The 11,847-nt window shown below is 39.2% G+C and carries 9 protein-coding genes; 6 read left to right on the forward strand and 3 right to left on the reverse strand.

Translation table 11 applies throughout. The features are described 5' to 3' along the window. Positions 1 to 13 precede the first annotated feature (13 nt). Positions 14 to 2,218, reverse strand: coding sequence for a bifunctional 23S rRNA (guanine(2069)-N(7))-methyltransferase RlmK/23S rRNA (guanine(2445)-N(2))-methyltransferase RlmL (rlmKL, locus tag ABLC00_RS05895; RefSeq protein ID WP_006582054.1), 2,205 nt, complete (start codon positions 2,216 to 2,218; stop codon positions 14 to 16). Positions 2,219 to 2,446: 228 nt separating this feature from the next. On the opposite strand from rlmKL, the gene ABLC00_RS05900 reads away from it, so the two are divergent. The 5 genes from ABLC00_RS05900 to ABLC00_RS05920 all read left to right on the forward strand — a co-directional run bounded on the left by ABLC00_RS05900 (position 2,447) and on the right by ABLC00_RS05920 (position 7,694). Then, positions 2,447 to 2,791, forward strand: coding sequence for a hypothetical protein (locus ABLC00_RS05900; RefSeq protein WP_004709834.1), 345 nt, complete (start codon positions 2,447 to 2,449; stop codon positions 2,789 to 2,791). Between the two features lie 123 nt (positions 2,792 to 2,914). Continuing rightward, positions 2,915 to 3,931, forward strand: a complete 1,017-nt coding sequence (locus tag ABLC00_RS05905; RefSeq protein WP_033846190.1) for an aspartate carbamoyltransferase catalytic subunit — start codon at positions 2,915 to 2,917, stop codon at positions 3,929 to 3,931. 12 nt (positions 3,932 to 3,943) lie between these two features. Beyond that, positions 3,944 to 5,179 (forward strand): dihydroorotase, encoded by a 1,236-nt coding sequence (locus ABLC00_RS05910; protein WP_044423585.1) that lies wholly within the window; start codon positions 3,944 to 3,946, stop codon positions 5,177 to 5,179. Between the two features lie 213 nt (positions 5,180 to 5,392). Further along, the gene (locus tag ABLC00_RS05915; RefSeq protein WP_033846189.1) at positions 5,393 to 6,811 is read left to right on the forward strand and encodes an OmpA family protein; all 1,419 of its coding nucleotides are present in this window, start codon (positions 5,393 to 5,395) and stop codon (positions 6,809 to 6,811) included. Positions 6,812 to 6,914: 103 nt separating this feature from the next. After that, a complete protein-coding gene (locus tag ABLC00_RS05920) occupies positions 6,915 to 7,694 on the forward strand; it encodes a Rossmann-like and DUF2520 domain-containing protein (RefSeq protein WP_033846188.1) in 780 nt (259 codons plus the stop codon). 13 nt (positions 7,695 to 7,707) lie between these two features. On the opposite strand, the gene ABLC00_RS05925 is transcribed toward ABLC00_RS05920, so the two are convergent. Continuing rightward, positions 7,708 to 8,334, reverse strand: coding sequence for a glutathione S-transferase family protein (locus ABLC00_RS05925; protein WP_033846187.1), 627 nt, complete (start codon positions 8,332 to 8,334; stop codon positions 7,708 to 7,710). A 171-nt stretch (positions 8,335 to 8,505) separates the two neighbouring features. Beyond that, positions 8,506 to 9,222, reverse strand: a complete 717-nt coding sequence (gene trmB / locus ABLC00_RS05930) for a tRNA (guanosine(46)-N7)-methyltransferase TrmB (protein ID WP_002156820.1) — start codon at positions 9,220 to 9,222, stop codon at positions 8,506 to 8,508. 145 nt (positions 9,223 to 9,367) lie between these two features. Between trmB and ABLC00_RS05935 the strand changes: the two genes are divergently transcribed. Continuing rightward, entirely contained in the window at positions 9,368 to 11,806 is a 2,439-nt protein-coding gene (locus tag ABLC00_RS05935) for an ExeM/NucH family extracellular endonuclease (RefSeq protein ID WP_033846186.1), read from the forward strand. Positions 11,807 to 11,847: the final 41 nt, after the last annotated feature.

The following is an 11,847-nucleotide window of genomic DNA, read 5'->3' on the forward strand; positions in this document are numbered from 1 at the left end:
CGCCAAATTTATATCAGTTCAATCCTAAATGCTGAATTTTCCATGCACGGTGGATTTTTTGATTACGTTTAAAATCGGGTCCAATTGTTTCAGACGTAATTTCTTCAACGTCGTATAGCGCTTCAATTTCTTCATCCATTTCAAAGCCGCGGTAGTTATTTGAGAAGTAAAGCGTACCTTCACTTGTTAAACGGTTCATAGCACGTTTAATAAGAGACACATGGTCGCGTTGTACGTCGAAAGTACCGTAGAACTTTTTAGAGTTAGAGAAAGTAGGTGGGTCAATAAAGATAAGATCGTATTGTTCGTGACCTTCTTTTAGCCATTCAAAACAGTCACTTGCAAAGAACATGTGTTGTTCATCTGCATGATCTACAGTTAAACCATTTAAAACGAAGTTTTCTTTAGACCAGCTCAAGTACGTGTTCGATAAGTCGACACTTGTAGTACTTGCAGCACCGCCTAAAGCCGCATGTAAGCTGGCTGTAGAGGTATAACTATATAAGTTAAGGAAGTGTTTACCACGAGCTTCTTGAGCAATACGTAAACGCATTTGACGATGGTCAAGAAATAAACCTGTATCAAGATAGTCAGTCAGGTTTACTAAAATCTTAGCTTTACCTTCTTGAACGATAAAACGTTTTGAAGCTGTGCTTTGTTTCGTATATTGGTTAGTACCTGTTTGGCGAGCACGCGTTTTAATAAAAATAGCGTCGCGGTTTAAACCGGTAACAGCACGAATTACAGCAAGTGCTAAATTAAAACGTTTTTTTGCTTTTTCAGGATCGATTGTTTTTGGTGGTGCATATTCCTGAACATGTAAACGGTCACCATATAAATCGACAGCGACATTAAAGTCAGGTAAGTCGGCATCGTATAATCGTAAGCAGTAAATATTTTCTTTAGTGGCCCATTTTTTCAAGGCAGTCATATTTTTTTGCAAACGGTTCGCAAAGTCTTGAGCTTCTTCCATTTCAACAGGTTGAGCTTGCCAAGTTGCTAAAAATGGCTGTGTTACTTTTTCTGGTTTGATTGCACCAAAACGAATGTAAATTGGTAACTTACCATTCATTAAACGTAAAGTTTCAGGTGCTTCAAAAGCTAAAACATCTGCTTGTTCAATTTGAGCTGCAATAATGGCTGCATATTGATTTGGGAAATGTTTTTGTAAAAGTGCCGATAACCCTAAGTAAAGAGAACGGTTTGATGCTTTATCACCTAAACGTTCGCCATATGGAGGGTTAGTCACAATAAAAGCTGTTTTCTTTTCAGCAGCAAAATCTGGCCAGTCAGCTAAAGTACGTTCTTCAATTTGAATTTGGCTTAATAGCTTTTCAAAGCCTGCTGCAATAATGTTTTCACGAGTTGCTTTTACAGCTTCCCAGTCAGCATCAAACGCATAGAACTTAGGTAGTGGTTGCTCAAGCGCTTTTTCATGACGTTCTGCTGCTTCAGCTTTGAGTGAAAGCCAAAGTTCACGGTCATGACCATGCCAACCATTAAAGCCAAAACGGCGAACAAGACCAGGTGCGCGGTCAGTTAAAATCATTAATGCTTCAATGATAAAAGTACCTGAACCACACATTGGGTCGAAGACAAGCTCTGGATTACGTTCTTTGAGCTTAGCTTTTTGTAAAATTGCTGCAGCAAGGTTTTCTTTAATCGGTGCATCCGTCATATAACGACGGTAGCCACGTTTATGTAATGAGTCACCAGATAAATCTAGGCAATAAGTATGTTCAGTCTTGCCAGCAAGTACATATAACGTAATTTCTGGTTGTTTAGTATCAATACTTGGACGACGGCCGACAGCTTCCATAAAGGAATCGACTACACCGTCTTTTGCTCTAAGCGTTGCAAATTGGGTATTAACTTTAATTTCACGTTCTGCATGTAAGCGAATAGCAAAGGTACTTTGTGGTGCAAAAATAAGTGACCAGTCAAAGCTCATTGCACCTTCGTAAAGCTCTTCCGCTACATCACGTGCATCATGTGTATGTTCAAGTTCATACGTATGGATTGGAAGTAAAACACGAGAGGCAAGACGTGACCACATGCAAATGCGATAAGCATGTTCAAGTGTTCCTTCAATGATTAAACGTCCAGCTTTACGTTCTGTCACTTTGGTGCCAAGCTGTTCTATTTCTTCTTGTAAGAGGCTTTCTAAACCATCAGCACAAGTAATCCAATAGTGGTTTAAACGTAAAGAGGTATTCATAAACTCGATTGACCAAAACATATAAATATTAACGATGCAAAGTTTAACTTATTTTGATGTGTAAAGGTTTTTAAATTATTGCAACCTATCACTTGGCAACCAATAAACTGATTTTTAAAGCTTAAATCCTATAAACTGGTATGTATTTTGCTAAACATCTATGAGTAAAGCTTATTTATTAAATGGTTTTTAACCAATTTTATGATTTGAAAGCATAGGGGAATATAAATGAAAGATATGATGGGGAATGGTTTTGTAGCCAATGCGGAAGCTTTTTCAGTGTCCACACAAATATATGTGCGTATGCGTAGGATCACAGGGCGGGTCATAGATGCATTGTATGTGGTCCAAAATAAAGATTACGCAAAGTATGTAATAGCGCTGGCTTTGGAAACAGATGATGATGAATTAAAACGTTATGTTGAACGATTAAACTCATTGACTGACTCCATACCAGAGCTTCCTCAAAAACAAATCGCGGAAAATGTTCAGTTAAACGAAGAAAAAGAAATCACGGCTGAAGACATTTATCGGGCACAAGTTCCGCACCATTATATTGGTGCTTTAAGGTAATATCGGCATGGCCCTAAATTTTCTGGTCAATTTAGGGTCTTATTCTGTAAAGTTCTTCTGCGAAAAAGATGGAATTCAGCTACACTATGCACGTTTTCGCGATTCGACCCATAGGAATCCATTATGCATATTGCAGCATTGCATCAACCGAGCCAGGTTCAGCTCAATCAAGACGGAAATTTAAAACATTTTTTAACGATTGAGGGCCTTTCAAAAGAAAACCTCACTAAGATTTTAGATAACGCTCAAAGCTTTTTAGACGATAATAATAATTTAATTAACCGCCCGCTTTTAGAAGGACGGACGGTGATGAATCTCTTCTTTGAAAACTCCACACGTACCCGTACTACTTTTGAAGCAGCAGCAAAACGTTTGTCTGCCAATGTATTAAACATTGATATAGCACGTTCAAGCACGTCAAAAGGTGAGACTTTACGAGATACACTTTGGAACCTCGAAGCAATGGCTGCCGATATTTTTGTAGTTCGCCATTCATCTTCGGGTGCTGCACATTTCATTGCTAAAGATGTATGTCCAAAAGTCGCAATTATTAATGCCGGAGATGGACGTCATGCCCATCCAACGCAAGCGATGCTCGATATGCTCACAATTCGCCGTGAGACGAAAAAACCATTTGAAGATTTGAGTGTTGCGATTATTGGTGACATTAAACATTCTCGTGTGGCACGTTCAGATGTGGCTGCACTTCAAACTCTTGGATGTAAAGACATTCGTGTAATTGCACCAAATACATTATTACCAGTTGGCTTTTCAGAATACGGTGACCATGTTCGTTTGTTCAATAACATGGATGAAGGCGTCACTGGTTGTGATGTGATTATTGCGCTACGTATTCAAAATGAGCGTATTGATTCACCAGCGTTATCTTCGCAATCTGAATTTTATAGAATGTATGGCTTAAACAAAGAGCGCCTAAGTTTAGCTAAACCGGATTGTATTGTTATGCATCCGGGACCAATGAACCGCGGTGTAGAAATTGATTCGAGTATTGCCGATGGTGACCAGTCTGTGATTTTAAAACAGGTTACTAACGGTATTGCAGTTCGTATGGCTGTACTGGCGTTGTCTATGCAAGGGCAACTTCAAGAACAAGGTTTAATTGAAGCGATTGCGTTGTAAGGAATGGATCACATGAGTATTGTAAAAATTGAAAATGTACGTGTGTTAGACCCAATCCAAAAAACAGACAGCGTACAAACTGTATATATTCAAGACGGTAAGCTCGTTGCTCCAGTCGAACAAGTTGAACAAACCATTGATGGGCAAGGCAAATGGTTAATGCCGACCATGGTTGATTTGTGTGCACGTTTACGTGAACCGGGTCAACAGCAGCATGGTACGCTTAAGTCTGAAGGAAAGGCTGCACGTGCCAATGGTATTTTGCACGTGATTACCCCACCAGACTCAAAGCCAATTGTGCAAGACAATGGTGCCCTCATTCATGGTTTGATTGAAAAGGCTTGGCATGACGGCGGTATTCATCTGCATATTATTGGTGCTCAGACTCAAGGCCTAAATGGTAAACAACCAGCAAATATGGCAGGTCTTAAAAAGGGTGGGTGTACTGCTGTTTCAAATGCAAATGCTGCTTTTGAAAATGATGATGTTGTTGTGCGCACGCTTGAGTATGCTGCGGGTCTCGGTCTAACAGTAGTGTTCTATGCTGAAGAGCCGCAACTTGCTAAAGATGGCTGTGCTCATGAAGGCTTTATCGCATCGCGTCAAGGTTTGCCAATGATTCCTGCAATTGCTGAAACTGTAGCGATTGCAAAATATCTACTTATGATTGAAGCGACAGGTGTCAAAGCTCACTTTGGCTTGTTGTCTTGCGGTGCATCGGTTGAATTAATTCGTGCAGCAAAAGCGAAAGGTTTACCTGTTACTGCCGACGTCGCAATGCACCAGTTACATTTAACTGAACAATTAACGGATGGCTTTAACTCACTTGCACATGTTCGTCCACCATTACGTTCTGAGCAAGATAAAGAGCTTTTACGCCAAGGTTTAAAACAAGGTGTAATTGATGCAATTTGTACGCATCACGAACCATTAAGCAGTTCAGCGAAAATGGCTCCATTTGCTGAAACCCAACCTGGTATTACTGCATTTGATACTTATGTAGCTCTAGGTATCCAACTCATTAATGAAGGCTTATTTGAGCCACTTGAGTGGGTTACTAAAGTAACAAGTGCTCCTGCACAGGTAGCAAACATGACTGCGCGTTGGCAAGCTGAAGCTGGGTGGGTGTTAGTCGATCCTGAACTAAACTGGACATTAACTAAAGACACTATCTTGTCTCAAGGAAAAAACACGCCATTACTGGGTCAAAACCTTACTGGTAAAGTGATACAGACTTTTGCTGTATAGTTTCTAACAGTTAAAAGCTTATTCAAAATATAAACAGGCAGATCATAATGATCTGCCTGTTTTGTAAATACTAGATGGAAAATTGTATATAAATTATTTAAAAGACAACAAAAGATTTCGAGCGCATTAGAATAAAAAACTATCAGCAAAGAGAAGTATTTGAATAATCAAAAAATTGCTGGTTACGACGTATAAGATTCGGGAGAATAAACAATGTCGATAAACCCTATAGAACTGCTTAAAGAAAAAGTATCATCAACAATATTGAATAATCAGGATGGATTCCTAGGCGAAAAAACTAACGCGCTCTCTAAGTTTTATCCAATTCTACTTTCATTATTAGCTGCTAAACCTGATCTTATTGGACAGTTAAAAAACAGTTTAGCTCCATCATTATCCGATCTTTTTTCTCATAATGACCAAATTAAAAATACGGTACTAACACACCTAAGTGGCACTGCACCATCTGCCGAGATTGAAAGTACACTCAATAGTGCGATCAAACCCAGTCTTAATACGATTTCTGAAGTCGCTGGAAGCGATCAACAAAGCATTGTGAACTATTTACGTCAACATGCGGAAACTATTCGTTCATATTTACCAGGGTGGGCAGTCGGCTTATTAGCTCCATTGGGTATTGGTGCGGGTTTATCATCAGTAACAACATCAACTGCACCTCCGCTTGCAGCGGCAACGGAAACGACTGGTAAATCTCGTGGTTTTTTACCGATTATTGCGCTTATTATTCTTGGTTTATTAATTGCTTGGTTATGGCGCTCTTGCCAGCATAAAGAAGCTACACCTGTACCCGAGACTACTCCTGCAAGTGGTGTAGCGGCCGCAGCAGCTGCACCGGCTACTTTAACTTTAAGTACGGACGATAAAGGGGCAGTAAGTCAATGTCAGGCAGGCATTGGTGATCAGGGCTTCTTGGCAACTTTACAAACGCAAGTTAAAAAAGTTCTTTCAGGGACTAAAGACTGTAATGTTGATACCAGTCAAACTTATGCTGCTGCATTTACCGATAAAGATGCGTTAGCAGGTGTGCTCGGTGCCTTAAAAGGAGTTCCAAACGCGTCTTTAGAATGGGTTGGTGACAAAATCACTTTGAAAGCAGGTGATGCCGCAGCTTTAGAAGCTTTAACTGCAAAAGTAAAAGCACTCGTTCCTCATACTGAAGTTGTTTCAGCTGCACCACAAACAGCTGAGCAATCTGTAAGTAATAGCTTAACTGCTTCACAAACTGCTTTAGGCTCAATTGACCCGAACAATGTAGATGTAAATGCTTTGGTTAAAGCGCTTAACCTACAAATTATTAACTTCGCGAGTGGTTCAAGTGAAATTCCTGCAGATAACAAAGCCATTCTTGACCAAGCTGCAACACTGTTGAATAAAGTGACTAGTGTGAAATTAAATGTAGGTGGTCATACAGACTCAACAGGTAATGCTGCTGCCAATAAAGCACTTTCTCAACGCCGTGCTCAAGCCGTTGTAGATTACTTAGTTTCTAAAGGTGTAGATGCATCTAAACTTGTTGCCGAAGGCCATGGTTCAGAAAACCCTGTTGCAGAAAACACAACTGAAGAAGGACGCTTTAAAAACCGTCGTATTGAGTTTTCAGTAGCTCAATAATCAATAGATTCACAAAAAAGTTTGATTTTATTGAATTCTGATTTGAAAAAAGCTTCTCATTTTGAGAAGCTTTTTTTATAAACATCAATATTGTTGGGTTGGTATGAAAATCAGTTTGTTAGGAAGTGGCCGTGTTGCTTTTCATTTGGCAAAGGCACTTTTGGCTAAGAGGCATAACATCACACAAGTCTATGCACGTGATTTTGAGAAAACCCAGAAATTTGCAGAACAAATTCAAGCAAAAGCATGTCAGTCTCTTCAAGAGTTTCAAGCGAGTGACTTAATTATTTTAGCTGTTTCAGACAGTGCTATTAGTGAACTTGCAATGCAAGTACACGTGTTATTTCCAGAAACGCTTATGGTTCATACTTCGGGTAGTACCAATATTGAAGTTATTAGTAATATTCATAAAAAAGCTGGGGTATTTTATCCTTTGCAGACTTTTAGTTTTGAAAGAGACGTCGATTGGCAAGCCACACCATTATTTGTAGAGGCGACTAATAAAAACGATTTAGTCATACTTTCTGATTTAGCAAATAGCCTAAGTAATCGAGTATATCAATACACCTCAAAACAACGTTTAACTTTACATTTAGCGGCTGTGTTTGCCTGTAATTTTAGTAACTACTGTTTTGATATGGCTAAACAGATTGTAGATGCAGAACAAGTAGACTTTAGCTTGCTTTATCCATTAATTGTGGAAACAGCAAAAAAAGCCACTGAAAATGATCCGAAAAAAATGCAAACTGGGCCTGCGGTAAGGGGAGACCAGAATATCTTGGCAATGCATCAGGGGTTATTAGCCCAAGCAGAACGGGATGATTTACAACAGGTCTATCAACTTTTAAGTGATGGCATCGTGAAGCGCCATCACTCAGTTTAAAGCTTATTTAAAATTAAGGTTCGCCGTTATTTCCCCATTTTAAGAAACCCGCATGTTGATTTAAACGTTCAAAATATTGATCGACATGTTTAAGCGTTGGATGGTCAAAAGGAGTAGCCTTCCAACGTTGTACAGACAGACCAATTGGAATATCAGCTAGAGTAAACTCAGTACCTGCAACATAGGCTTGAGTTTTTGCAAGTTGTTGATCAAGAATCTGCATATGATGATTCCAGTTATCAATACCTTGTTGTAATAAGTTTGGATCTTGATGATCTGGAGAATGTCTAAGTAGAGACATAATCGTATAGGTCCAGCTGTTATTTAGCTCGATCGCTTGCCAATCAATCCACTGGTCAACAAAGAACCTTTCTTTTGCTTGAGTAGGGTAAAGTTTATGCTCTTTATCGTAAGCATTGGCGAGATAACGGATAATACTGTTGGATTGCCAAAGGACTAAATCGCCATCTAAAACAACAGGAATTTGACCATTTGGGTTTAATTGCAAATATTCTGGTGATTGTGCAGAACGAAAGCCTCGACCCCAGTCTTCTCTTTCATATTCAAGATTTAATTCTTCACACAGCCATAAGACTTTGCGAACATTAATGGAGTTATCACGCCCTAAAATTTTTAACATGGGTTTTCCTTAGTATTTTTTAGTATGGCAAGTACCAGTCTCTATAAATAGCTAGATTCGTTTAGATTGGCAATCATTAATTAATAAGTGGAAATAGAATAGATAAGATATATGTTTATTTTTGATATTAAAAAGAAAAGGCCTAGTTTATTACTAAGCCTTTTTTATTATTTACTTAATCTTTTTAAAGATAAAGTCATTAATCTTATGACCCGACTCAATACCACGGCGTTCAAACTTAGTCACTGGGCGCCAGTCTGGACGAGGGTAGCTATTGCCTTTACCCGCCAAGTTTTCAAGGTTTGGACGGTTGTCTAGTACATCAAGCATCCATTCTGCATACGGTTCCCAGTCTGTTGCTGCATGGAAGGTACCCCCAAGCTCAAGCTTCTGTTCGACCAGTTGCATACGCTCATGAATAACAAAACGGCGTTTGAAATGACGTTTCTTTTGCCAAGGGTCTGGGAAGTAAAGTTGTACGCAGTTGATACTGTTATCTGGCATTTCACGTAAAACTTGAATCGCGTCTGCATCGAGTACACGTAAGTTTTTAAGTTCTGCTATACCTGCTTCATATAAACATTGGGCAATACCAGGTACGTGTACTTCAATGCCTACATAGTTACGTTCAGGATTTGCTTTAGCCATAAGAACTAAAGAGCGGCCCATCCCAAAACCGATTTCAACAGTTAAAGGGCGCTCTGGATGTTCAAAGTGTTGACGTAAGTCACCAACAGGATATTCCAAAATTAAATCGCGATGTTGTTCTAATGCCGTGCGTTGAGACGTATTAAGTGGTGCTGAACGACGCATAAACGTCACAATTTCACGGTGTTCAGGCAAATTGTCTAAGTCTGCAATTTGCGTTTCTAACTGATCGATCGACATAACCTTGGCAATATTGAAATTCAAATGCGGTATTTTAAGTCTTCAGGTGGTCAAGTCAAATATTTCGGTGTTTTTCTTCATGTAGATGTCATGATCAATATTTAATCTAAGAGACTAATTAAAACTCACATGAACAATTTTACTCATGAAAACTTTCCAGTTAAGAACACTTTCGGTTTTTTTAAGTGCATTTGGTGCATTTTCATATAGCTCTGTTGCTCAGGCGCAGCTCATGTTTAGTCAGTATGTTGATGGTAGTAGTAATAAAAAGGGTTTAGAGATTTATAACCCGGATGGTTCTACAGTTAACTTAGCCGATTATGAGATTCAACAGTTTAATAATGGTGGCACTGCAAAGACAGCGACTTTCCGTTTACAAGGTACGCTTCCAAGTAAACAGAAGTTTTTAGTAGGTCGCTCAGAGTTGCAAACTGAGCTTGGTAGTAAAGTAAATCAGGTTGCTGCATTATCTTTTAATGGTGATGATGCAGTTGTGCTGGTTTATAAAGGCACACCTGTCGATCGTTTTGGGCGTATTGGTGAACGACCAGAGGCAGGTTGGGGAACAGCCGTTTCAAGTTTAGGAAATAGTTTTAAGCGTATTGAAACTGAAAATCCAGCTTTAAGTATTGACCCAACCGCAGCATTTGATTTGGACCACTCGTGGACAGCATGGGCAAACCGAAATGATTTTTCAAATCTATCGGGTTCTACGACTCAGCCGCCAGTGCAAACGGTCAGTTGTTCAAGCTCAGATACACCAATTGCCGATTTAGCATCTTCAACACAAAATCAAACCTATACAGTACGTGGCGTAATTACTGCTGACTATCGTTATGCTAATGGTTTTTCAGGCTTTTATGTTCAAACACCTGACACTAAAGCACGTGCAAATGTAAGCAATGCCATTTTTGTTTATATACCAAATAGCAGCACGGTAAAAGGTGGCCAAGTTGGTGATGAGGTCATCTTACGTGGTCGTTTAACAAGCTATCAAAATCAACTACAGATCGACCAATTACAACAAGATATTCAGACCTGTAATACTAATATGGCAAATCAGGTTCAGCCAATTAGTCTAGAGTTACCATTTACCAGCTTAACAGGCGGTTCAACCAATTCTCCACAGCGCTATCAAGGGATGTTGGTTAAATTACCTCAGACTTTAACGGTAAGTGAAAACTATAATTACGGTCGTTATGGTGAGTTATCGTTAAGTTTAGGCCGTTTATATATTCCAACCAACTTATATCCTGCCTTGTCGCCAGAAGCGAAAGCTTTAGCTCAGAAAAATTTATTATCGAAAATTATCTTTGATGATGGTTATAACAATCAAAACCGTACGCCATGGTTACCAACAAATTTTAGTGCTGCCAATACATTGCGTTCTGGCTATCAGCTTAAAAATGTTGAAGGGATTTTAGAGTATCGTTTTAATGGTTGGCGAGTACAGCCAGTGCTTGGACGTACGCAACCAGAAGTTGTTACTCAAACAAATCCACGCCAGAGTGTCATTACAAAAAATGCCAATCATATTCGTGTAGCTTCATTTAACGTTTTGAACTATGACAATGGTGCAACAGGTTTCCCAACAGAGCGTGGTGCAAACACACAAGCAGAGTTTGATAAACAGCACCGTAAAATTGTGAGTGCATTAAAAGCGATTGATGCTGACGTATACGGTTTGATGGAAATTGCTAACAATGGTTATGGTCCAAACAGCGCAATTGCTCATTTAACCAGTGCGTTAGGTCCTGATTGGAAATATGTTATTCCTGAAAATTTGGATCGTTTAGGTGGTGATGTTATTGCTGTTGCCATTATTTATAACAGCAAGCGTGTTAAGCCTTTAAACAAACCTGTTGTGCTTGATTTGGGTGATAAAAACCGAACAACCTTAGCACAAACTTTCCAGGCTGTTCGTGGTAATAAAACGTTTACCGTTATTCCAAACCATTTGAAGTCAAAAGGTTGTACAGGAGTAGATGCTAACTCTACTGATGCCGATCAAAATGATGGTCAAGGATGTTGGAATCCAACCCGTGTGAAAGCAGTTGACCAAATTGTGCAGTGGCTAGCGAAAAATCCAACTCAAGTTCCTAAGCAAAATGCTTTACTCGTTGGAGACATGAATAGCTATGCAAAAGAAGCACCAATTTTAGCTTTTGAAAAAGCTAACTATAAGGTTCTCCTCAATGATGCTAAGGTTGGACAAGGCGCTCAGGCATATAGCTATGTGTTTGGTGTGGCAAGTGATGCAAATGGTAATGGGGGAGCGGGTAACTTAGACCATGCAATTGCCGATGCAGATTTATATCCAAAAGTAGTGCGTACTTTTGCTTGGCATATCAATGCAGATGAACCAACTGTTCTAGATTACAACGAAGAATATAAAACTGATGAGCAAAAGGCTCTGTTTTATGGTGAAGATGCTTATCGTTCTTCGGACCATGATCCTGTCATTGTCGATCTAGATTTAAATAGTAAAGATTCAAGTCATCCTGATAATGGCAACAAAAATCCTATTTTGGATTTTCTAAACCAATTAGTGGAATGGATTAGCCAACTTTTTAAACGTAATTAACGGTAAAAAATGCGTGATGGGAATGTGTTTTATCATATTTT

Source organism: Acinetobacter nosocomialis (genome assembly GCF_041021905.1).
GTDB classification, from domain to species: domain Bacteria; phylum Pseudomonadota; class Gammaproteobacteria; order Pseudomonadales; family Moraxellaceae; genus Acinetobacter; species Acinetobacter nosocomialis.

Bases quoted from the DNA above. Each gene is read 5' to 3' on its own strand.
- ABLC00_RS05920 (WP_033846188.1), top strand. From the start codon at position 6,915: ATGAAAATCAGTTTGTTAGGAAGTGGCCGTGTTGCTTTTCATTTGGCA.
- ABLC00_RS05915 (WP_033846189.1), top strand. From the start codon at position 5,393: ATGTCGATAAACCCTATAGAACTGCTTAAAGAAAAAGTATCATCAACA.
- trmB (WP_002156820.1), bottom strand. From the start codon at position 9,222: ATGTCGATCGATCAGTTAGAAACGCAAATTGCAGACTTAGACAATTTG.
- ABLC00_RS05900 (WP_004709834.1), top strand. From the start codon at position 2,447: ATGAAAGATATGATGGGGAATGGTTTTGTAGCCAATGCGGAAGCTTTT.
- rlmKL (WP_006582054.1), bottom strand. From the start codon at position 2,218: ATGAATACCTCTTTACGTTTAAACCACTATTGGATTACTTGTGCTGAT.
- ABLC00_RS05905 (WP_033846190.1), top strand. From the start codon at position 2,915: ATGCATATTGCAGCATTGCATCAACCGAGCCAGGTTCAGCTCAATCAA.
- ABLC00_RS05925 (WP_033846187.1), bottom strand. From the start codon at position 8,334: ATGTTAAAAATTTTAGGGCGTGATAACTCCATTAATGTTCGCAAAGTC.
- ABLC00_RS05910 (WP_044423585.1), top strand. From the start codon at position 3,944: ATGAGTATTGTAAAAATTGAAAATGTACGTGTGTTAGACCCAATCCAA.
- ABLC00_RS05935 (WP_033846186.1), top strand. From the start codon at position 9,368: ATGAAAACTTTCCAGTTAAGAACACTTTCGGTTTTTTTAAGTGCATTT.